17 protein-coding genes are annotated in these 21549 nt (G+C 70.1%); 5 read left to right on the top strand and 12 right to left on the bottom strand.

Annotated features, from left to right (window positions below):
* Positions 1-13 precede the first annotated feature (13 nt).
* From ACWC1K_RS43570 to ACWC1K_RS43525, 10 genes are all read right to left on the bottom strand, one after another.
* The gene (locus tag ACWC1K_RS43570; RefSeq protein WP_450839009.1) at positions 14-1267 is read right to left on the bottom strand and encodes a beta-ketoacyl synthase N-terminal-like domain-containing protein; all 1254 of its coding nucleotides are present in this window, start codon (positions 1265-1267) and stop codon (positions 14-16) included.
* On the bottom strand, positions 1264-2532 hold the full coding sequence (locus tag ACWC1K_RS43565) for a beta-ketoacyl-[acyl-carrier-protein] synthase family protein (protein ID WP_450839007.1): 1269 nt from the start codon (positions 2530-2532) through the stop codon (positions 1264-1266). Before ACWC1K_RS43565 ends, ACWC1K_RS43570 begins: the two co-directional genes overlap by 4 nt.
* On the bottom strand, positions 2529-2936 hold the full coding sequence (locus ACWC1K_RS43560; protein ID WP_450839006.1) for a cupin domain-containing protein: 408 nt from the start codon (positions 2934-2936) through the stop codon (positions 2529-2531). The genes ACWC1K_RS43565 and ACWC1K_RS43560 overlap by 4 nt, the downstream gene beginning before the upstream one ends.
* Positions 2937-3003: 67 nt before the next feature.
* Entirely contained in the window at positions 3004-4146 is a 1143-nt protein-coding gene (locus ACWC1K_RS43555; RefSeq protein WP_450839004.1) for a SchA/CurD-like domain-containing protein, read from the bottom strand.
* 121 nt (positions 4147-4267) lie between these two features.
* The gene (locus ACWC1K_RS43550) at positions 4268-4951 is read right to left on the bottom strand and encodes a class F sortase (RefSeq protein WP_450839003.1); all 684 of its coding nucleotides are present in this window, start codon (positions 4949-4951) and stop codon (positions 4268-4270) included.
* Between the two features lie 118 nt (positions 4952-5069).
* On the bottom strand, positions 5070-5594 hold the full coding sequence (locus ACWC1K_RS43545) for a hypothetical protein (protein WP_450839001.1): 525 nt from the start codon (positions 5592-5594) through the stop codon (positions 5070-5072).
* A gap of 162 nt (positions 5595-5756) precedes the next feature.
* A complete protein-coding gene (locus ACWC1K_RS43540; RefSeq protein ID WP_450838999.1) occupies positions 5757-7463 on the bottom strand; it encodes an FAD-dependent oxidoreductase in 1707 nt (568 codons plus the stop codon).
* Between the two features lie 227 nt (positions 7464-7690).
* Positions 7691-8953 carry an MFS transporter gene (locus tag ACWC1K_RS43535; protein ID WP_450838998.1) on the bottom strand — a complete coding sequence of 421 codons (1263 nt, stop codon included), beginning with the start codon at positions 8951-8953 and terminating at the stop codon, positions 7691-7693.
* 128 nt (positions 8954-9081) lie between these two features.
* Entirely contained in the window at positions 9082-10884 is a 1803-nt protein-coding gene (locus ACWC1K_RS43530; RefSeq protein WP_450838996.1) for an endo alpha-1,4 polygalactosaminidase, read from the bottom strand.
* A 114-nt stretch (positions 10885-10998) separates the two neighbouring features.
* A complete protein-coding gene (locus tag ACWC1K_RS43525; RefSeq protein ID WP_450838994.1) occupies positions 10999-12936 on the bottom strand; it encodes a glycoside hydrolase family 97 catalytic domain-containing protein in 1938 nt (645 codons plus the stop codon).
* Between the two features lie 386 nt (positions 12937-13322).
* On the opposite strand from ACWC1K_RS43525, the gene ACWC1K_RS43520 reads away from it, so the two are divergent.
* The 3 genes from ACWC1K_RS43520 (at position 13323) to ACWC1K_RS43510 (ending at position 17224) form a co-directional block, all read left to right on the top strand.
* Entirely contained in the window at positions 13323-14822 is a 1500-nt protein-coding gene (locus ACWC1K_RS43520; protein WP_450838993.1) for an RICIN domain-containing protein, read from the top strand.
* Between the two features lie 257 nt (positions 14823-15079).
* On the top strand, positions 15080-16429 hold the full coding sequence (locus ACWC1K_RS43515; protein WP_450838992.1) for a GH25 family lysozyme: 1350 nt from the start codon (positions 15080-15082) through the stop codon (positions 16427-16429).
* A 45-nt stretch (positions 16430-16474) separates the two neighbouring features.
* A complete protein-coding gene (locus ACWC1K_RS43510; RefSeq protein WP_450838991.1) occupies positions 16475-17224 on the top strand; it encodes a D-Ala-D-Ala carboxypeptidase family metallohydrolase in 750 nt (249 codons plus the stop codon).
* 15 nt (positions 17225-17239) lie between these two features.
* Here ACWC1K_RS43510 and ACWC1K_RS43505 read toward each other — a convergent pair whose 3' ends face one another.
* Positions 17240-18238: a helix-turn-helix domain-containing protein gene (locus ACWC1K_RS43505; RefSeq protein WP_450838990.1), complete on the bottom strand. Its 999-nt coding sequence runs from the start codon at positions 18236-18238 to the stop codon at positions 17240-17242.
* Between the two features lie 362 nt (positions 18239-18600).
* Here ACWC1K_RS43505 and ACWC1K_RS43500 point away from each other — a divergent pair, with 362 nt between their 5' ends.
* Positions 18601-19131, top strand: coding sequence for a hypothetical protein (locus tag ACWC1K_RS43500; protein ID WP_450838989.1), 531 nt, complete (start codon positions 18601-18603; stop codon positions 19129-19131).
* Between the two features lie 348 nt (positions 19132-19479).
* On the opposite strand, the gene ACWC1K_RS43495 is transcribed toward ACWC1K_RS43500, so the two are convergent.
* Entirely contained in the window at positions 19480-20844 is a 1365-nt protein-coding gene (locus ACWC1K_RS43495; protein WP_450838988.1) for a pyridoxal phosphate-dependent decarboxylase family protein, read from the bottom strand.
* Between the two features lie 117 nt (positions 20845-20961).
* On the opposite strand from ACWC1K_RS43495, the gene ACWC1K_RS43490 reads away from it, so the two are divergent.
* Positions 20962-21453, top strand: a complete 492-nt coding sequence (locus tag ACWC1K_RS43490; RefSeq protein ID WP_450838987.1) for a MarR family winged helix-turn-helix transcriptional regulator — start codon at positions 20962-20964, stop codon at positions 21451-21453.
* Positions 21454-21549 lie beyond the last annotated feature (96 nt).

Genomic DNA, 21549 nt, shown 5'->3' with positions numbered 1-21549 from the left:
TGCGTGCGGCACCTCAGGACGAGGTGCCGGTGGCGCCGTGCCGCAGCACCAGCGCCGAGTTCGATCCCATGAGGCCCCGGCTCAGGACCAGCGCCGTGCGCGGCCGGGCGGCGCGGGCCCGGCCGGTCACGAGGTCGAGTTCATGGCAGATGTCGTAGACGTTGGGGGTGGGCGGGATCAGGCCGTGCTCCATGGCGAGCACCGCCGCCGCCACGTCGAGCACCGCCGCCGCGCCGTACCCGCGGCCGATGCCGGTCTTCGGTGCGGTCACGGGCACACGGGTGCCGTGCGCGCCGAGCGCGTCGGCGATCGCGAGTGCCTCGGCGCGGTCCGCCTCCGGCACGCCGAGCGCGTCGGCGAAGACCACGTCGATCTCCTCGGGGGCGCAGCCGGCTTCGGCCAGGGCGCCCCGGACGGCATGGGCGAGGCCTTCCCGGGACTGCTCCCAGCGGGAGGCGCCGGTGAAGGTGGCCGCGTGTCCGGCGAGCACCGCCTGCACGCGCGCGCCCCGCGCCAGGGCCGTCGCCTCGTCCTCCACGACGAACATGGCGCCGCCCTCGGCGGGGACGAACCCGCAGGCCGCAGAGGTGAACGGGCGGTAGGCGCGGGCGGGGTCGGCCTCGGTGCTGAGCTCCGCGTAGCCGAGCTGGCAGACGACGGAGTACGGGGCGAGCGGCGCCTCGGTCGATCCGGTCACGATCACGTCGGTGCCGCGCCGCACCGCCCGCGCCGCGTGCGCGAGGGCGTCCAGGCCGCCCGCCTCGTCGCTGGCGACGACCGAGCAGGGGCCCTTGAAGCCGCGGCGGATGGAGATCTGGCCGGTGCTGGCGGCGTAGAACCAGGCGATGGACTGATAGGGGCCGACGAACCGGCTGCCCTTTCCCCACAGTTGCTGCAGTTCCCGCTGCCCGAACTCGCCGCCGCCGGAACCGGCGGCGGTGACCACGCCCACGGAGAACGGGGAGCCGTCGGTTTCGGGCCGGCCGAGCCGGGCGTCGTCCAGCGCGAGGTCGGCAGCGGCCATCGCGAAGTGCGTGAACCGGTCGGTCTGGACGAGGAAGCGTTCCTCGACCACGGTGGAGGGGTCGAAGTCGCGGACCTCGCCCGCCACCCGCAGCGGCAGATGCGTGCAGCCCTCGCGGGTGACCCGGTCGAGGGCGCTGATGCCCTCCTTGACGGACTTCCAGAAGGTTTCTGTGCTGGATCCGTTGGGTGCGACCACGCCGATTCCGGTGATGGCCGCCCGCCGTGGATGCGGTTCGCTCATCGTGTCTTCTCCCTCGGCCGGGTCAGGACCACCGCGGACTGGAAGCCGCCGAACCCGCTGCCCACCGAGAGCACACTGTCCAGTTTCCGCTCGCGTGCGACGCGAGGGACGTAGTCCAGGTCGCACTCGGGGTCCGGGGTCTCGTAGTTGGCGGTCGGCGGGACGACCTGGTGGGCCAGCGCCAGGACGCAGGCGACGAGTTCGATGGCGCCGATCGCGCCGAGGGAGTGGCCCACCATGGACTTGATCGAGCTCATCGGGGTGTCGTAGGCATGCGGGCCCAGGGCCCGTTTCACCGCGGCGGTCTCGTGGCGGTCGTTCTGCTGGGTGCCCGAGCCGTGGGCGTTGACGTAGTCGACCGCCGTGCCGTCCAGCCGGGCGTGGTCGAGGGCGGCCTCGATGGCCTTCGCCATCTCCACGCCCTCACGGGTCAGTCCGGTCATGTGGTAGGCATTGCCGAAGGTGGCGTAGCCGGCGAGTTCGCAGTACACGTGCGCGCCGCGGGCCCGTGCGTGCTCCAGTTCCTCCAGGACGAGCACCGCGCCGCCCTCGCCCATGACGAACCCGTCGCGGTCGGCATCGAAGGGGCGCGAGGCGTGGGCGGGGTCGTCGTTGTTCGGGGACGTGGCCTTGATCGCGTCGAAGCAGGCCATGGTGATCGGGGAGATCGGCGAGTCCGAGGCGCCGGCGATGCACACGTCGGCGCGGCCCTCCTCGACGGTGTGGAAGGCGTATCCGACGGCGTCGAGCCCCGAGGTGCAGCCCGTGGAGACGGTCTGCACGGGGCCGCGCGCCCCGAACCGCTCGGCCACGGTGGAGGCCAGGGTGCTGGGCGCGAACGCCCGGTGCAGATAGGGGCCGGCCTTCTGCGGATCCACGTCCCAGCGCTGCCCGTGATGGCTGACCAGCACATAGTCGTGCTCCAGCCGGGTGGTGCCGCCGACCGCGGTGCCCAGCGAGACCCCGACCCGCCAGGGGTTCTCCCGCTCGGGCTCGAGGCCGGCGTCGCGTATCGCCTCCGCGGCGGCGGCCAGGGCGAACTGTATGTAGCGGTCGCACCGAGCGGTCTGCTCCGCGTCAAGACCGTGCGCCGCCGGGTCGAAGTCGCACTCGGCGGCTATCCGCGAGCGCAGGCCCGCCGGGTCGAAGAAGGTGATGCCCCGCGTCGCCGTGCGCCCGGCGGACAGGAGGTCCCAGAACGCCGGTACGCCCGTGCCGCCGGGGGCGACGACGCCTATGCCGGTGACCGCCACCCGGCGTGTCATGACGGGACCTCCGCGGTATCGCTCTCCTCGGTGTCGACGTGGCCGAGCGGCGGGCTCGGGGCCAGCGGTCCGAGGTGGAAGACGATGCGGGCCTCGACGTTGCCGACGTTGCGGAAGCGGTGCCGCATGTGCATGGGGATCATGAGGCCCTGTTCGGGCCGCAGCGGCTGGGGGACGCCGTCGAGGTCCACCTCCAGGTCCCCGCACACGACGTACACGAACTCCTCGGAGTACGGGTGGTAGTGCTCCCCGATGCGCTCGCCGGGCTGCACGATGGCGACGCCCATGAAACCGCTGGTGGAGCCGACCGTGGCGGGGGTGAGCATGGCACGCAGATCGCCGCCGCGCCGGCGGTTGGGCTCGACCTCGCTGAGATCCACGATTCTGGGACGGGATGTGATCACGGCGTTCCTCCGATCAGGTCCTGCATCGACGTGGGGGCTGTGGCCGCCACGGCCGGCTGAGGGCAGCTCAGGCCTCGGGCGAGCGGCGGTCGGTGACGAGGTCCATGCGGGCGAGCCCGATGCAGCGTGCGAGTTCGCCGTGGAGGGGCGCGGACGCGTCGACGCGGAAGGTCGTCAGCTCGGCCAGCTGCCCGGGGTCGTGAAGCCCGAGGGCAACGGCGGGGTCGGCGGCCGCCAGTCCGCCGCGTACGTCGATCAGGCGTACGACGACGTCGTCGCGCTGGAAGATCGTGCTGCGCAGGACCGGGCTGCGCGGGTCGTCCGCCGTGGCCTCGTCCTGCCGGGCCAGCACCTCGGCCAGGCGCATGCCGCAGCCGGGCCGGACCGGATAGGACAAGGCGTGCCGCTCCTCCTGCGGGTCCTGCTGCGACGGCGTCACATGGTGGACGGCGGGCAGCGCGGCCCGGGTGAAGAAGACGCGGGCGGACTCGGGGTCGTCGAGGTCCCGGTCCTGCTCCAGATACGGGTTGATGGCCTCCTCGACGGCGCGCACCTCGGGCTGCCGGGCGACATGGCGCAGCGCGGCGAGCAGGTCACCGCGTACCTCGATGGCCCGCACCACCCGGTTGCCGTGCATGAACAGCGAGGTGCGGCACAGCCGGGTGGAGTCGTCGACCTTCGGCTCGGGCGAGGCGTAGTCGGCGAGGATCTTCGCGACCTTCTCCTCGCTGCCCGGTGTGACGGTGAAGGTGAGGGCGTGCCGGATCAGTCCGTCGCCGATCCTGGGTGCCGCCTGGAGCCGGCGTTTGCCGCGCTCGGCGTCGGGGGCCGGGCTGCCGGTCTCGCGGACGATGTGGAAGCGCAGCGACCTCGTGTCGCGGACACAGCTGTGCAGCGGTTCCACCATCCGCACGTGTTCCTCGCTGTTGACCCAGGCGAGGAACGGCGGTGCGCTCTCCCACTCGCTGGTGATGAGCCATTGGGAGGGGTTTTCGATGGACTGGCACAGCTGGTCGCTGACATGTCCGGGGACGGAGGCGACCTGGTTGCACAGGAGCTCGTACGCCTCCAGGAACTGCTGCTGGGCTCCGTCGTAGACGTCCACCAGCAGGACGACCCGGAGTCTGGAGCCGTCGAACACGGACTGGGAGACCCGGGGCGACACCTGTCGGGCCGGCGGACCGGAAACACGTTCGGACGTGGTCGTCATCCTGCGCACATCTCCTTCGCGGGGCGGAAGCGACGTCGGCCGCGTTCGGCGGCGTCGGCATTCCTCGATCGTGTGCCCGTGGCCCGCGGCGCGCGACTCGTATGGCCTACGCGGGTGATGCTCAGACGAGGTGGGCGAAGACCACCAGGTTGTCCGTGTAGTCCATGACCGACCGGTCGTAGTTGCCCGCGCAGGTGATCAGCCGCACCTGTGCCTGGGGGGTGTCGTCGTACACGCGGTCGCTGGGGAAGTCGTCCTTCTCGAAGGTCTCCACGCTGTCGACCCGGAAGGTCGCCGTGCGCCCGTCGGCGCGTTCGACGTAGAAGACATCGCCCTTGTCCAGCTGGCCGAGGCTGGCGAAGACGGCCGCGGACGTCTTGGTGTCGACATGCCCGGCGATGACCGCGGTCCCCGGCTCTCCGGGGGAGGCCCCCTTGGTGTGCCAGCCGACGAGGTTGGTGTCGTCACCGGGGGGAGGCTGCAGCTGCCCGTTGGGACCGAGGGAGAGACCCGTGAAGGGGGCGTCGACCCAGATCTTCGGGATGCGCAGGCGCACGGGCCTCGACCGGGGCAGGTGCTTGCCCACCGGCTGCCCCGGGGACATCGTCGACGCGGCGGAATGCCGTACGGACGCGGCGGACTGCGGGCGGGAGGTGCCGGCGGAGGTGTCCTGGCCGCTGATCATGCTCGCTGCGAGCACCAGGCAGGCGGCCACGCAGATCATCATCACGCCCGAGCGGGGTACTGCCCGTTCGCTGGGCGCCGGTTGGTCGTCGGAGGAGGGAGAGGGCGGAGGAACTGCCATCGGGGAGCACCTCATTCAGGCACGGCGGCAGAGGGGAGGGGGCGGGCGGCGCGCGAGCCGCGGCCGCCGCACGGGGCTCGGGTGACGGCCGCGGCTGCGCTATTGCGTCGGGCACGGGTCAGACCGCGCCTACGGCCGGCTTCTTGCGGCGCACCGCATACAGCCCGGTGGCGACGACGCCCAGTACGGCCAGCCCGCCGGCGGTCGCGGTCGGCGCCGCGAGCGCCCCGCCGCCGGTGTGCATGCCGCCCGTGGGCTTCTCGTGGTCGCCGCCGCCCCATGAGTCACTGCCGCGGCCGCCGCCGTCCTCGTCACGGCCACCCCGGTCGTGGTCGCTGCCCCACGAGTCGTCCCGGTAGGAGTCCGGGTCCGTCTTCGGGTCCCGCGAGCCGCCCCAGTCACCGTCGTCGTTCACCGCGGTCAGCGCACCGCCACCGGTGTGCACTCCACCGCGCGGTTCCTCGTGCTTGGGCTGCTTGCCGTGCTCCTTCCCGTGCTCCTTGCCGTGTTCCTTCCCGTGCTCCTTGCCGTGCGAAGAACCGTCGTGATTCCCGTCGCCACCATTTGCGAAAGCGCCGGGCGCACCGATGGCGAGGACGGCGGAAGCCGCCGCTGTGGCCAGAAAAATGCGAGCAGAACGCATAGGAACGTCCTTCCGCCAAGGCCCGGCAGCTGGTACGTCATCAGCTGACTTGACCGGACCCCGACGTGAACCACCGTCAGTCAGTCGTCACCTCACCACCAGTCGGGACGATCACCTGGGTGACAGGCCCAAGGGGTGAGACAGGGGTTCAGCCGCCGGAGATCAAGTCAGTGCCAGCACGGTTCTCAGTACCTGCCGCAGCACCGATTCGGCGTCCGGGTCCGGGCCGGGCGAGCGCCATGCGACGAACCCGTCGGGCCGCACGAGCACGGCCCCGCCGGCCGTGATGCCATGCCGCTCCGTCCACTGGCCATCCCCTTCCGGCACCAGTTCGGCCCCGGGCCCACTGCCCACGCGGTACGCCCGGATGGGCACCGACAGCTCCTCGGCGAGGCGGCCGGCGGCCCGGTGCCATCCGCTCGGGTCGCCGGCGTCGCTGAGCAGGACCAGGGACCGTTCGTAGAGGTCGAGGGTGGAGATCCGTTCGGCCCCGTGCCGCACCCACAGATGGGGCGCCCTGCTGCCGGGCTCGCCGCTCAGTTCGAGGTTCTCCGGCACGACCGCGGCCGCCGGGTCCGTGCCGACGACGGCGCCCTGCCGGTAGCGGTAGCCGAGGGCGACGTTGAGGATGCCGCGCCGGGGGCCGCCGCCGGTGTCGGGCGGCGGAGTGAACCCGGGGTGGCTGTGCTCGGCCGACCGGTCGGCGGCCCGGGCGCTGGTCGCCTCCGCCACCGGGCGGCGCTCGGCGTCGTAGGAGTCCAGCAGGCCCTCCCCGGCCCAGCCGCCGAGCACCGCGGCCAGCTTCCACGCGAGGTTGTGCGCGTCCTGGATTCCGGTGTTGGACCCGAAGGCCCCGGTGGGCGACATCTCGTGGGCCGAGTCCCCGGCCAGGAAGACCCGTCCGGAGCGGTAGCTGCGGGCGACGCGCTGGGCGGCATGCCAGGGGGCCCGGCCGGTGATCTCCACGTCTAGGTCCGGTACGCCGACCGCGCGGCGGATGTGCTCGACGCACCGCTGGTCGGTGAACTCCTCCAGGGTTTCGCCGTGTTCGGGGTGCCAGGGGGCGTGGAAGACCCAGTTCTCGCGGTTGTCCACCGGGAGCAGAGCGCCGTCGGCGTCCGGGTCGGTGAGGTAGCAGACGATGAAACGGCGGTCGCCGACGACGTCTGCGAGACGGCGGGAGCGGAAGGTGACGCTGACGTTGTGGAACAGGTCGCCGGGCCCGCTGTGGCCGATGCCGAGCTGCTCGCGGACGGGGCTGCGCGGGCCGTCGGCGGCGACGAGGTAGTCGGCGCGGACGGTGCTGTGCTCGCCCGTCTCCCGGCTCTTGACCACCGCGGTGACACCGGTGGGCTCGCTCTCGAACGACATGAGTTCGGTGGCGAAGCGCAGCTCGCCGCCGAGCGCCGCGGCCTGTTCGAGCAGGACCGGCTCCAGGTCGTTCTGGCTGCACAGACACCAGGCGCCTGGGCTGAAGCGGGCCAGTCCGCCACCGGGGTCGATCTCCCGGAACAGCCACTCGCCCGCGTCGCCGACCAGGGTGGGGGTCTGCAGGATGCCGTGGTTGTCGGCCAGGGTGGCGGCGGCCTCATGGATCGCCGGCTCGATGCCCGCGACCCGGAACAGTTCCATCGTGCGGATGTTGTTGCCGCGGCCGCGCGGATGGATGGAGGTACCGGTGTGACGCTCCACCAGCAGGTGGCGCACGCCCAGCCGTCCGAGGAACAACGAGGTCGACAGGCCGACCAGAGAGCCCCCCACGATGAGCACCGGCACCCGGTGGGTGTGCCGGCCGGCCTGATCGGCTCGTTCGTTCGTCACTCTCGCCTCCCGCGCATGGAGCCCCGCCGTCCGGCCGGGGATCCTCATGCATGCCCCGGGAAGCGGACGGCACCTCGGGCTTCGCCCGCCTGTCACCCGGTGGGCAGGCCAAAGGACGGGGAAGGCGGCGGGTGAGTAGGAGGAGCGGCGATCGAGCAAGGACGACACGCCGGATCGGGCCGTTGACCGATGGCTCGAACGGGCGAATCGTGTCGTGAGCGCCACAGGTGAGCCCGCACATGATCCACCGTTGTTCGGCTGCGCGCGGTCTCCTTCTAGGCGGTGTCGGCGGTTGCGGTGCTCGGGACGTGCGTACCGGTGCTGCCGAACCGGATGCCCTTGGCCTCCTTGCCGACGGCACTCAGGACGATCACCAACGCCAGGGCGGGCACCACGGTCCACGACATGGCCGCCGGATAGCCGTGGCGCTCGGCGATGGCCTCCTGGATCGGCAGGTTGAGGGCGGCGATCAGATTCCCCAGCTGGTAGGTGACACCCGGGTAGAAGCCCCGGATCGCATCCGGGCTCATCTCGGTCAGATGCGCGGGGATGACACCCCAGGCGCCCTGTACGCACACCTGCATCAGGAAGGAGGAGAGCATCAGCAGGCCCACGGCGGTGGACAGCACGAAGAAGGGCACCACGGCCAGACCCGCGGCGGCCGCGACCATGATCGTGCGACGGCGGCCCAGCCGCTCGGAGTAGGCACCGAGCACCGTGCCCCCGATGATGGCGCCGATGTTGTAGACCACGGCGATGGCGATCGCGGTGTCCGGGGAGAGGCCGAGGCCCTTCTTGACGAAGGTCGGGTAGACGTCCTGGGTTCCGTGCGACATCCAGTTGAAGGCGGTCATCAGCGCGACCAGGTAGACGAAGCGCTTGAGCACCGCCGGGTTCCTGAACACCTGGTGGGCGGGGGTGCGGTTGAGCGCCACGCTCTTCTCCCACACCTCGCTCTCCTCCACCCGGGTACGCACCCACAGGGCGACCAGGGCGGGCACCAGGCTGAAGGCGAACAACCCCCGCCAGCCGAAGGCGGGTTCGATGCCGAAGAAGGCGACGGCGGCGAGCAGATACCCCAGCGAGTAACCGCTCTGCAGCAGTCCCGACCAGAAACCGCGCCGCTCGGCCGGGATCTTCTCCATGGCCAGCGCCGCGCCCAGCCCCCACTCGCCGCCCATACCGATGCCGTACAGCAGGCGCAGCACCAGCAGCACGGCGTAGTTGGGCGCGAAGGCGCAGGCGAACCCGACGACCGAGTAGAAGCAGACGTCGACCATCAGCGGAAGCCGTCGGCCCCTGCGGTCCGCCCACATGCCGAAGAGCAGGGCACCCACCGGGCGCATCACCAGGGTGGCGGTGGTGAGGAAGGCCATGTCGGTGAGGGAGACGTGGAAGTCGTCGGCGATCTCGCTGTAGACGAGGACGACCAGGAAGTAGTCGAAGGCGTCCATCGCCCAGCCCAGGTAGGCGGCGACGAAAGCATTGCGCTGATCCTTCGTGAGACCCGATGCCTGCTCGCGGACGGTCTTCAGCATGCCTGCCCTTCCCACGGCTTCGCTGGTGAGGCTAGGTCGGTGCGATACGGCGGGCAACGCAAGCACAGGCAAAGTGCAAACCACAATTCCCCAAAGTCGCCAGGCAGTTCACCGGGGACGGCCGGCCGTCAGCAGGTCTGGCGGACGTAGCCGCTCGCGCCCTTCGGCACGACCGACTCGTCACGGCGGACGATGCTCAGGGTGCCGCCCCAGTTGGTGCACGCCTTCGCCATGCCCTTCGCCGTGTACTCGACCACGAGCACATTATTGCCGTATGCCTCTGCGAACTCTCCGCACTCGTTCCACTCGGCGCACTCCTCGGCCACGGCGAAGTCGAGGCCCACGGACGCACGGTCGGACAGGAGCTCGGTGGCGTTCTTCTGGGCGATGGCAAGGCCCTCGTCGTGGGCGTGGGCGGACAGGAGCTTCATCAGCGCCTCGGCCTGGCCGGCCTTGAGGTACTTCGGGAAGCGCTCGAAGGAGTCGTAGTTGTCCGGCTCGACGGCCTTGTAGCCCTTGGCCGCGCACTCGTCGATCCAGCTGTTCAGCTTGGCGGCGATGCGCTGCCGTTTGGCGGCCGTACGGATGTCCAGGATCGCCTCGCCCCAGTCCTTGTCGTAGAGGACGTCGGCCTTGGCGTCACGCAGCAGCAGGTCTGAGGCCCAGTCGCGCTCCTCGCCCTTCTGCGCCTGGAAGGCGTTGATGTTGCAGATGTTGTAGACGCCCGGCGCGGGCTCGCTGTCGCGATCGCGGCTCACGACCCGGGCACCGGCCGCAAGCGGGTACGCGCCGCCGATCTGGTAGTCCCACTGCACATGCTTCGGCGGCAGGGTCACCGTGGCGGCGGGCTCCTTTGGACCCGGGGACGGGGAGGCGTGGTCGTGGTGCGACCCGAATGCCACCGCCGCGATGCTCACCCCGGTGACCGCCAGGGCAGCGGCGAGCCCGATGAGAGCGCGCGGCCGGCGTCTGCGACCGGTCGGGGTTGCGACCGCTTCCGTCCTCCCGTCGTCGGCGGCCGGGCCCGGTGCGAAGGGGTGGGTGCGCGAGCTCCGGCGATCGGCTTCCGCGGAGTCGGAGACCCCCGGTGCGACCGGCACGACCGGAACTACCGCCGGCACATCGGAATCCGGCAACTCCCGGAGCATACGGCGCAGTTCGTCCAGTCCTGGCCGGGCGGCCGGGTCCTTGTCGAGGCACCGCTCGGCGATGCTCCTCAGCGGTTCGGCGACGCCGTTCAGGTCCGGCGCCTCGTACATCACCTGATAGCCCGTCAAGTACGGGCTGCTGCCGTCGAACGGACGGTTTCCGGAGGCCGCGTACACCAGCACCGAGCCCAGCGAGAAGATGTCCGAGGCCCCGGTGACCTCGCGCGGCGCGGCAAACTGCTCCGGAGACATGAACGGCGGGGTGCCGATCAGCCGGCCGGTCATGGTGAGGGCCTCGTTGTCGACGGCGTACGAGATGCCGAAGTCGATGACGCGGGGCCCGTCCTCTGCCATCAGGACGTTGCTCGGCTTCAGATCGCGGTGCACCATGCCCACCCGGTGGATGTCCCGCAACGCCTCGACCAGACCCAGCGCGAGCATCCGCAGCGCGCGTCCGCGCAGCGGGCCGTCCTTGGCCACGGTGTCCGACAGGGTGCGGCCCGGGACGTAGAGCGTGGCCATCCACGGCTGTTCCGCGTCCGGATCGGCGTCCAGCACCGGCGCGGTGAACGCTCCGCTCACCCGGCGGGCCGCCGTGACCTCCTGGCGGAAGCGCGTCCGGAACTCCTCGTCCTGCGCATACGGCGCATGTACGACCTTGACCGCGACCTGCCGGCCCGAGTCCGAGCGCCCCAGATAGACGATCCCCATGCCGCCACTACCGAGCCGGTCGACCAGCGCATAGCCGCCTATGGACTCCGGATCGCCGAGGCTCAGCGACATCGCGGGTCACCTTTCCCCTGTGCCGTGCTTCGAAAAGCTGTTCACGTGCATTCGAAGATCAGACTAGTACTGAGACGGGTGAGTCCGGTGTGCAACCTCGACGTGGAACCGGCGTCAGGACGGCTGGAGCACCACCGCCTGACCACCGGCGGGAGCCATCGCCATGCTGAGCACGGTGGCCGAGGTGACGGTCCGGGTGCTCTTCACCACGGGGGTCTGGTAGGCGGAGGTGCCGGGCGTGCCGTCGGCGTAGACCGTCGCCGTCCAGGTGCCGGCGCCGAGGAAGGACAGCGGGAGCGACAGCGTCCGGGCCGACTCGTTGGTCATCGCCCCGAGGTACCAGGTGGTGCCCTTGCGGCGGGCGACCGCGATGTACTGGCCGATCGACCCGTCGAGGGTCCGGCTCTCGTCCCAGGTGGTGGGGATGGCGTCGAACCAGGGCAGGCCGGGCCAGTTGGCGGTGTTGGAGAACTTCGACGGGGAGTCGTACCAGTAGATGAAGTTCAGCGGCTGGTAGTAGACCGCCGCCATCGCCATCTGGTGGGCGTTGGTGGTCTGGTCGCGCGACTGCCCGTAGCAGATCGTGTAGTCCATCGGCCCGCCGACGTTGCGGGCGAAGGGCAGCGTGACGTTGTGGCTCGCGGTCGGGAAGTGCTCGTTGCCGCGGACGCCCTCCATGCTGATCCAGTTGGGGTAGGTGCGTTCGTAGCCGAACGGGCGGACGTCGTCGTGCGAGTCGACCAGCAGGTGGTACTTGGCCGCCGTCCTCACCCAGGCGGTGATCTGGTTCGTCATCGCCTGGGTGCCGTCGTTGATGAAACCGAGTTTGACGCCCGCGACACCCCAGCTCTTGTAGAGGCTGAACAAGCTGTCGACGTCGGCCATCGCCATGGGGTTGATGTAGAGCAGCAGACCGATGCCCTTGCCGGCCGCGTAGGAGAGGACGGAGGGCAGGTCGATCTCGGGGATGGACTTGGTGGCGTCGGTGGTGCCGCGCTCGGGGCCGTACCAGCCGGAGTCGTACTCGATGTACTGCAGTCCGCGGGCGACGGCGAAGTCGACGCCCGCCAGGCCGGCGGCGGTGGTCAGCTGGCAGCGGAAGACCTTGCCCGGCTTGATCCACGAGGTGTCGGTGAGGGCGCCCGCGGGGGCCAGGTTGAGCACCAGCTCGGCGTTGTCGACCAGTTCGGCGTGGGTGGAGCCGGTCACCATCGCACGCCAGGGGGTGGCGAACGGGGTGGTCACCGTGGAGGTCGTCTGGACCGGTCCGCTTCCGCGCGCGGTGTGCTCCATCAGATAGGTGGCCAGCGTGTTCGGCTGCCCGGACACCGAGCTCAGCATCAGGCGGGGGAAGTTGACCCGGGACGACTCGCAGATGCAGGCGATCAGCCCGCCGCTCGCGTACGTGGCGGTCAGCGGCACGTCGGTGAGCGGACCGTTGTCGGTGCCGGAGGTCCCGGTGGACGGGATCGAGCCCGGGGCGACCGGGTTGTACGCGTCCTCGTCCCGGGCGCTGTGGACGAGCGTGCCGTCGGGGAAGACGAACGTCGTCAGCTCGTCGGCGATGGTGGCGGTGCCCCTGTCGAGCAGCACGTACCGGAAGGCGACACCGCTGCGGTAGGCGCGGATCTGGACGCTGAAGTTGATGCCGCTGGCGGTGTCCTGGAGGTTCCAGCGCATCTCCTGGTACCAGTCGCGGACGGTCGCGTTGCGGCCGTAGACCGGGGTCCAGGTGTTGTCGGTGGTCCAGTGCTGGTAGTTGGTGACGACCGTGCTACCGCGGCCGAGCATCGTCCCGTCGCTCAGCTTCAGGCCGAGGGCCGAGGTGCCTACGACGGCCGCGCCTCTGCGCTTGGCCGACCAGCTCAGGGCGCCGCCGGTCAGGGACATCGTGATCGTGGTGCTGCCGTCGGGGGCCGTCGCCGTGACCGAGGCGTCGTCCGCCGCCGCGGCCGTACCCGCCGCGCCGATGCCCGCCGCGGCCGTACCGACGGCGACCGCCGCGCCCTTGAGCAGTCCTCGGCGGGACACCGAACGTGCTGGTAACTGCATGGCGGTACGCCTCTCCGTTGGGGGTGATCCGGCGTCGATAAGCGGGAGACCGACTCAACACAACCGAACAGTAACCAACGGTTTCCCACCAACATCGGGCAGTTCTACGGCAGTACCCCGGGTAGGTCAACAGCGCGAACAACACCATCGCTTGCTTCCCTCGCTTCGGACCCCGGCACCTCCGCCATGAATAAACAAAATCGATCGCACCTCTTGACACACAACCGAACAGGAAGCTGTCATTTCCCACTGAATGCCCCAGCCGCTTTCCCCGCGTCGGCCACACGTGCCGTTCTCGTGCCCCCCAGCTCCCCCGTTCAGCGCGCCGCCAGGCATCTTCGCCGTGCGGACGACGTCATGTCAGGACCTCGAAGGAGAGGCAGAACATGCCGAATCGAGCACCCCACCGCGGACCCTCGCGCAGCCGATGGCGGGCAGTCGCCGCCGCGTTCCTCACAGTGCTCGGAAGTCTCACGGCACTGCTGCTGCCCGCCGCGCCCGCCGACGCCGCCTCCGTCTCGTTCACCCTGGGCGCCACCAGGACCGACCAGAACGGCAACACGCTCCAGCTGCACGGCCTGGGCATCATCAAGGTGGGCAGCACCTGGTACGGCTTCGGCGAGGACAAGACCGGGGAGACGTCGTCCGACACGTCCTTCCAGGACATCCCCTGCTACACCTCCACCGACCTCTCCAACTGGACCCACCAGGGAGTGGCCCTGGCCAAGCAGACCAGTGGCGACCTGGGCCCGAGCCGGATCGTGGAGCGGCCGAAGGTCATCTACAACGCGTCGACCAGCACGTACGTGATGTACATGCACATCGACAGCATGAACTACTCCGACGCGAGGGTCGGGGTGGCGACCAGCAGCACCCCCTGCGGGCCCTACAGCTACCGGGGCAGCTTCCGCCCGCTGGGCAACGTGAGCCGTGACATCGGCCTGTTCCAGGACACCGACGGCACCGGCTACCTGCTGAGCGAGGACCGCAACAACGGTCTGCACATCTACAAGCTCTCCGCCGACTACCTCTCCGTGGACAGCGGGGTGGCTCTGCTGGGCGGCGGCGGCTCGGCGGCGAGCTTCGAGTCGCCCGCCATGGTCAAGGTCAACGGCGTGTACTACCTGCTCGCCTCGCATCTGACCGGCTGGAGCCTGAACGACAACGTCTACACCACCGCCACGTCGCTGAGCGGGCCGTGGGCGCCGATGCGCAACTTCGCGGCACCGGGCACCCACACGTACGGCAGTCAGACGGCGAACATCATCACCGTGCAGGGCAGTTCCGGCAGCACCTACATCTACGCCGGCGACCGGTGGAACACCAGCGACCTCGGCAACTCACAGCTGATCTGGCTGCCGATGACCATCCGCGGCACCGTGGTCAACGTCGGCCAGTACCCGAGCTGGTCACTCGACACGGCCGCCGGCACCTGGTCGCCCCTGTCCGGCGTGCCCACCAACGGGGTGCACACCCTCACCAGCGCGGGCAGCTCGATGCTGATGGACGTCGCGAGCGGCTCCACTACCAGCGGCGCCAAGATCATCCAGTGGCAGTCCAACGGTGGCGACAACCAGAAGTGGACGCTGAGCCGGGTGGCTGACAACGTCTACACGCTCAAGAGCGTGAAGAGCGGCCTGTGCCTGGACGTCCCGAGCAAGTCGACCGCGGAGAACATCCAGTTGCAGCAGTGGACCTGCAACGGCGGCGCCAACCAGCAGTTCGCAGCCGACCTGGTGGGCAGCCTCACCGGCACCAAGTTCATGCTGGTCAATGTCAACAGCGGGCTGAACATCGGGGTGGACGCCTCCTCCACCACAGCGGGCGCCGGCGTCGTCCAGCTGACCGGTACCGGTGCCACCAGCCAGCAGTGGACACTGTCCTGACGGACCGTCACCGAGAGGGCCGCCGCACCCCACGGCGGCCCACCCGGCCCCCCGCCACGCCTCCCCCGTCGTTCACCCCTCCCCCGCCCGTATCCCGAGTCCATCCCAGCGATACGGCGTCACCGCAGGTCACGGGCGCGTGACTGTCCCTGCGTCCCCATCCGGGGCACGGGGATCCGGCCTGCGGGACAACCCCTGCCAGCATGATCCGCGCCGGGGGCTCCCCGGCCACTCACCAGCAGGAGGGGGAACACCAGATGGGACAGAGGACGACGCTTCTGCGGGGACTGACCCTCGCCGCGGCAGCGGTCCTGCCCCTGTACGGGCCAACGGCGGTGCAGGCGGCGGAGTCCGCGGTCACCGCGGTCGCGGTCTGCGGGCACACCGGTGCACAGCCCACGCTGCAGCGGGGTTCGACGGGGCCCTCCGCGGTCGAGGCACAGTGCGAACTCAACCTGGCGACGAAGCCGAGCCGGTACACACCGATCGCGGCGGACGGTTCGTTCGGACCGGCCACGGAGACGCGGGTCAAGGAGTTCCAGCGGTGTGCCGGGCTGGGCGTGGACGGTGTGCTCGGCCCGCAGACCTGGGCAGCGCTCAACACCTGGGCCGCGGGCCCGCACACCTGCGCCACCCAGGGCACGTCGGGTACGGCGCAGGCGACCGTGTGCGGCCACACCGACGCACGTCCGACGCTGCGTCGAGGGGCGACGGGCAGCGAGGTCAAGGAGGTTCAGTGCCGCCTCAACCTGGCCATGGAGCCGTTCCACTATCCGCCGCTGGCGATCGACGGTGACTTCGGGGGCGGGACCGAGGGCCGGGTCATCGAGCTCCAGCACTGCGCCGGTCTCGGCGCGGACGGTGTCGTGGGGCCCAACACCTGGGCCAGGCTGGCGGACTGGTCCAGCCGCAACACGTACTGCACGCCACCACGTCCGGCCGGGTACGCGATCGACGGCCTGGACACGGCCAAGTACCAGCACCCTGGTGGCGCCCCGATCGACTGGAAGGCCGTACGGGCTTCGGATGTCGAATTCGCGACGGTCAAGGCGACCCGGGGCACGAACGTCACCGACGAATACCTCGCCACCGACCTCGAAGCGGCCAGGGCCGCCGGGCTCGCTGTCGCGCCGTACCACTTCTACACGGGCAGCTCGCCCGACACGGGTGCCGCACAGGCCGACCGGTTCATCGCCGCGGTGCGGGCGACCGGCTACACCGGGCAGCGTGCGGGCGACCTGCCGCCGGTCTTCGACCTGGAACGCATGGACGACGGCAGTGGCCGCTGCCCCACCTACGGCACGGTGGACGACACCAAGGCCTGGCTCGACAAGGTGGAAGCGGCGTTCGGCCGGACCCCGGTCATCTACACCCAGAAGTCCTTCCTGGACGACTGCATGGCTTCGACCACCGCCTTCGCCCGCTATCCGCTGCAACTCGCGGACTACCGCCAGTCGATCACCCAGCCGCCGCTGCCGAGCGGCTCGACGACCTGGGCGATGTGGCAGTACACCGACGCCGCATTGTTCCCGGGCATCAAGGCTCCGGCGACCGCGGACGTCTTCAACGGCACCCAGGCCGATCTGGACCGTCTGGCCAACCGCTGAGCCCGCCGACCTCTTCCCGCACCCCCGCTTCCCGAAAGGGCAACCATGGCTTCCTCCGTCCGGCCCATCGACCGCCGCGCCCTGCTGCGTGGCACGCTGGCCGCCGGCGCCGGCGTCGCGTTCGGTCAGCTGCTGTTCTCGGGCACCGCCCAGGCCTCTGCGTGGTCGCGCACCCTGGCACAGGGTGACACCGGCGCCGACGTGACCGAGCTGCAGATCAGAATCGCCGGCTGGGCGGCGGACAGCCCGGGCCACAGCCGGGTGGGCATCGACGGGGACTTCGGCCCCGGTACGGCGGCGGCCGTGCGCCGGTTCCAGACGGCGTACGGCCTCAGCGCCGACGCCAACGTCGGACCCAACACCCAGGCGAAGCTCAACGCCCTGGAGCAGTCGGACGGTTCCACCCTCCACTTCAACTGGAGCGAGTTCGTGGACCAGTCGAGCGGCACCTTCGACGGCGGCAAACTGAGCGCGTCGCAGGTGAAGGAGAACGTCCGCCGCTGTATGTACAAGCTGGAGGCGCTGCGCAAGAAGCTGGGCGACAAGCCGATCACGGTCAACTCCGGCTTCCGCAGCATCGCCCACAACGCCGACGTCGGCGGGGCCGGCGACAGCATGCACCTGTACGGCACCGCCGCCGACCTCGACGTGCCCGGCGTGGCCAACAAGACCGTCTACCAGAAGGCGGAGACCTGCGGGTTCTCCGGGCTGGAGAGGTACACCGTCGACCACCAGCACGTCGACAGCAGGGCCGACCTCGGACGTGACTGGTGGTGGGAGAGCGGCACGATCTGACGCCGCTTCCGGGCGTCAGCTCTTCGACGTGTCCTTCAATGCGGCCTCGCAGGAGGGCCAGTCGTGGAAGTCGTGCCGGACGCTCCACAGACGGTGGGCCGCCTTGATGTTCCAGTCCGGGTCGAACGCCCGCCGCGGTGTGCCGTCGAGCTCCCGCAGACAGGCGTCGGAGATCTGGAACACGCCCCAGTTGCGGCTGCCGTTGGTGTTCGGGAGCACGTACAGCGGGTCGAGGAAGGAGGCACAGCGGGCCACGGCCACAGCAGTGCCGGGATCCTCGGCGAACACTTCACGGATCCGCTTCGCGACCTTGGCCGGCGACCAGGTCGTCATGCTCACCTTCTGGCCGTACAGCGCCTTCTTGGTGTCCTCGTCGACCACGCCTCGGGCCGTCACGCCCGCCAGCACCTGGAAGGCGGTCACCCTGCGCAGGGTCTCCGGCCCGAAGTCCCCGTCGACGGCGAGCCTGCCCTTGGCCCGCACCAACAGGTTCTGGACCTCGCGCACGCACTCGTCGTGCTCCCCCATGCTCACGGTTGCGCATGCCGGGGAGTCCAGCACCTTGTCCCCGGCCGCCGGCTCACCGGCGGGGCCGCCGCCGGGCAGCCACACGAAGCCCGCCACCAGCACCACCGCGACGACGGCGGCCAGTACCGCCGCACGGGAGGACAGCTTCTCGGGCACACGGGACCGTCGCGGCTTGTCGCTCCCGTCGGGGGTGATCTCCGGCGGGGTGTTCTCCTCGGCGGTCGCAGCCGGTGCGTCCCGGTCGGTGTCCGCCAGTGCCCACAGCCGGTGCAGTTCGCGGAGCTCCTCCGCACTGGCGCCGCACACCTTGCCGAAGGCGTGGACCACCCGGTAGTCCGTCGGGACGCTGAGGCCGGAGCAGTAGCGATGCAGACTGGAACCACTGACTCCCGCCTCCTTGCCGAGGCGGTCGTAGCCCCGGCCACTGCGGTCCTTCAGCATCCGAAGGCAGGCGGCGAACTTCTCGGTATGCGGGGAGGCAACCACACATCCACCCTTGCTCAAGCCTCTACTGACGGGGAGAAGCTACACGGCGTGAAGGTATTGTGTATGCCCTTTCACTTCCGAGTGTGCTGATCAACGGCCTTTTCAATAATGGTATTTGACGAGGCCTCAGGTATCTCGGACCGAGACGATCATCGTGGCCGGCGGCCGGTCGTCGCCCACGCGTCCGCCGGCCGCGGTACCCAGCACTGCACCCACACCGCAGCGCGGCGTACCAGCTGCCGAGCGGCTACAGGACAACAACGAGCCCGCAACGGGTGGATGGCGACAATGCGTCCAGGCGCTGCCCGCCCCTTACCATCCCGAGCAGGGGGCCTCACGCGCACCCCGGGCAGGGGCTGGGCATGCGGTCGACCACTTCACGTCCGGTGTTCCGGCGCTTCGTCGGCGCCCTCGCGATGGGCGTGGCTCTGGGCGCGACCTCGGGGTGCACCGTTCCCCCCGCCGCCGTCGCCGGCATCTCCGTGACCGCCGACGGCCGGCTGCTCGGCGTCATGATGATCTGCGGGCATCACATCGACGGCGCGACCCTCTACGTGGACAGCGACGACGCCAACAAACAGGTGACGGTGGGGTCATGGACCGCCGACCGCCCTCTCAGCCGGGGCCTCACCACCTGGACCCTCGATTCTCCCGGCGCCGACTGGACCACAACCACATCCCTGGCTCCGCTCAACGCCAAGACCACATACGTGCTTTACGGCTGGACCAAGGACAACTCGTGGTCGGCGAACAGCATCTCCTTCACCCCGGCCGACCGGGACCGGCTCACCCCGGGCAAGGTGCGCTACGACAGCATCTCGGACAACGGCGACGAATCCGCGGTCACCGTCTCCTTGGCGGACTTCAAGGCCAAGGCCTGTCGGGAGATGTAACGGCCGGGGAGGCGGAGAACAGACCGGAAAGGGCGAGGACGAGCCGCGGGCGAACGCACAGTGGATGAGATCCTGAGACAGAACGCCCCTTTCGAGGAGGTCGTCGCCCCCTTCGGCACCGAGTGGCCCGGGCCGGCGGCCTCGCCGTCCGAACCCTGGGCGGACCCGGAGCAATGGGCCGCGCAGGTGCTCGCCGAATTGATGGACTGGACCGTGTCACCGTCTCGGTGGCGGCACCTGTGCGGACGATGAGTGAAGCCGAAGCCCGTGCGGTTCACGCACCCCGAAGTGCACCCCGAAGCCTGACCGCCCACCCCCGCACCCTCCGCGGGCACCCCGTGTGGCGGGTCAGCGGGACCGTGTCAGCTGCTCGACCCGGTTGTGCAGGTGTTCCACATGGTGTTCGGACTCCGGCTTCATCAGGACGCTGCGCAGGATCCGGGCGCCGTCGGTGTCTGCTGTGATCTTGGGGTGGCGGGCGGTGAACGCCTCGTGGCCGGCTTTGAGGGTGCTGACGTACACGGGATCGGGGGCCGTCATGCCGTCCGCCAGGATGCGTGCGGATGCGGCGTCGATGCCGCTGAGGGTCGCGGGATCGACGGCGGGGAAGTACGTGACGATGTCCAACTGGGGCTGCTGGTAGAGCTCCAGGAGGTCTGAGGTCTCGATCAGCGCCGCCCACTTCAGGGCTGCTCGGCGGCCGGCCGCCAGGACCTGGCCGAGGCCGTCGGGCGTGGGCGGCAGGAGCTGGAAGGTGAGCCACAGGGCGGCCGCGCAGGCGCCGGCGCGGGAGCATTCCAGGCTGATCTCGCCGAGGTGCAGCTCGGCGGAGGTGAAGTAGGTGTACGGCGAGTCGTGAAGGTAGAAGCGGCCCACCTCGGGGTCGCGGAAGAGGACGGCTCCGCAGCCGTAGGGCTGGAGGCCGTGCTTGTGGGGGTCGACGACGACCGAGTCGGCCTGTGCGACGGCCCGCCAGGGCTCGGGCGGCAGCCCCTCGATGCCGTCGGCGCCGGCCAGGAGCGTGAAGAAGCCGCCGTACGCGGCGTCGACGTGGACGCGGACGCCGTACCGCTCGGCGAGGGGCAGGATCTCGTGGACGGGGTCGACGGCACCCAGTCCGGTGCTGCCGGTGGTGAGGACGACGGTGCCCACCTGCCCGGTGCGCAGGACGTCCCGCAGCGCTTCGAGGTCCATCCGCCCCTGGCTGTCCGTGCGGACGGGGTGGCTCGTCATGCCCAGGACGTGACACATGCGGCCATGGGTGTAGTGGGCATCGGCGCTGTGGGCGATACCGCGGCCGGGGTGCAGTTCGCGGGCGACGAAGAGGGCTTCGAGGTTGGCGATCGTGCCACTGGTGGTGAGGTGGCCGAGATGGGTGTCGTAACCGAACATCGCGGCGAGCCGCGCGACGACCTCCCGCTCCATCGCGGCGGTGGCGGGGCCGCCGTCCAGGGCGTGGTTGTTGGGGTTGATCAGCATGGCGGTGAGGTAGCCGACCACCGCTGCGGGGTGCGGGGGCTTGAGCATCTGACCCGCGTAGTGCGGGTGGAAGAAGGGGTAGTTGTCCTTGAGTCTCTCGGTGAACCCCGCGAAGGCCGACGCGAAGCGGTCGTCGTCCACCTGGAGGGAGGGGTGGGGTTGGTGGGGACCGAAGGTGTCGGCCCAGTCCTGTATCGCCTCGGCGGCTCGGCCGAGCCAGTACTGCAGGTCCATGTGGAGCTCCCTCTCGCTCGCAGTGTGAGCCGGCCCCCGAATTTAGCTGAGCAGTCAGCAATTGACTAGTCAGCGATTGAGGCAGCAGTAGGTGAGGAGACAGTAAAATCGGCGGCGATGAACCCGACACCGCAACCCAGCGACGACGTCGCAGCTCGCGCCGCCAACAGCCGGCTGGTGCGGGACTTCGGCCTGCTGATCAAATCCGCCACGCGCCTGGAACAGCGCATCGACAGCGCCCTGCGGCAGGAGTGCGGGATCAGTCACACCATGCTGGAGGTGCTGATACGCCTCTGCCGCCGCCCCGGCGAGGAGGTCTCCCAGCGGCAGCTGGCCGACGACCTCACGCTCACCAGCGGCGGCACCACCCGCCTGATCGACCGCATGGAGGACGCCGGCCTGGTCCGCCGCGTACCGTCCGCCGAGGACCGGCGGGTGGCCCTGGTGGAACCGACCCCCGAAGGACGTACGGCGTTCGTGCGGGCGGCGGCCGTCCACACACAGGTGGTGGAGAAGTACTTCGTCAAGCCACTGACGGCTGACGACTACACACAGCTGACCGGAGCACTGGGCGAGATCGACAAGGCGCTTCGCGACGACACGCGTTGAGACAACCCCTGGTTCAGGGTGAGGGCCCACGGTCGACAGTCGCTATGTCCGCCAGGACACGCAGCCAACGCCCGCCCCCGAACGTTCCCCCGCTCC

The organism is Streptomyces sp. NPDC001492 (genome assembly GCF_053597275.1).
The sequence above is the reverse complement of the archived record's forward strand: the minus strand, read 5'-3'. Positions and strand labels throughout refer to the sequence as shown.

Coding starts and splice junctions, on each gene's coding strand:
- ACWC1K_RS43555 (WP_450839004.1), bottom strand. CDS start 4,146: ATGACGACCACGTCCGAACGTGTTTCCGGTCCGCCGGCCCGACAGGTG.
- ACWC1K_RS43510 (WP_450838991.1), top strand. CDS start 16,475: ATGGCTTCCTCCGTCCGGCCCATCGACCGCCGCGCCCTGCTGCGTGGC.
- ACWC1K_RS43490 (WP_450838987.1), top strand. CDS start 20,962: ATGAACCCGACACCGCAACCCAGCGACGACGTCGCAGCTCGCGCCGCC.
- ACWC1K_RS43565 (WP_450839007.1), bottom strand. CDS start 2,532: ATGACACGCCGGGTGGCGGTCACCGGCATAGGCGTCGTCGCCCCCGGC.
- ACWC1K_RS43525 (WP_450838994.1), bottom strand. CDS start 12,936: ATGCAGTTACCAGCACGTTCGGTGTCCCGCCGAGGACTGCTCAAGGGC.
- ACWC1K_RS43495 (WP_450838988.1), bottom strand. CDS start 20,844: ATGGACCTGCAGTACTGGCTCGGCCGAGCCGCCGAGGCGATACAGGAC.
- ACWC1K_RS43500 (WP_450838989.1), top strand. CDS start 18,601: ATGCGGTCGACCACTTCACGTCCGGTGTTCCGGCGCTTCGTCGGCGCC.
- ACWC1K_RS43540 (WP_450838999.1), bottom strand. CDS start 7,463: ATGAGGATCCCCGGCCGGACGGCGGGGCTCCATGCGCGGGAGGCGAGA.
- ACWC1K_RS43550 (WP_450839003.1), bottom strand. CDS start 4,951: ATGGCAGTTCCTCCGCCCTCTCCCTCCTCCGACGACCAACCGGCGCCC.
- ACWC1K_RS43570 (WP_450839009.1), bottom strand. CDS start 1,267: ATGAGCGAACCGCATCCACGGCGGGCGGCCATCACCGGAATCGGCGTG.
- ACWC1K_RS43545 (WP_450839001.1), bottom strand. CDS start 5,594: ATGCGTTCTGCTCGCATTTTTCTGGCCACAGCGGCGGCTTCCGCCGTC.
- ACWC1K_RS43515 (WP_450838992.1), top strand. CDS start 15,080: ATGGGACAGAGGACGACGCTTCTGCGGGGACTGACCCTCGCCGCGGCA.
- ACWC1K_RS43535 (WP_450838998.1), bottom strand. CDS start 8,953: ATGCTGAAGACCGTCCGCGAGCAGGCATCGGGTCTCACGAAGGATCAG.
- ACWC1K_RS43520 (WP_450838993.1), top strand. CDS start 13,323: ATGCCGAATCGAGCACCCCACCGCGGACCCTCGCGCAGCCGATGGCGG.
- ACWC1K_RS43530 (WP_450838996.1), bottom strand. CDS start 10,884: ATGTCGCTGAGCCTCGGCGATCCGGAGTCCATAGGCGGCTATGCGCTG.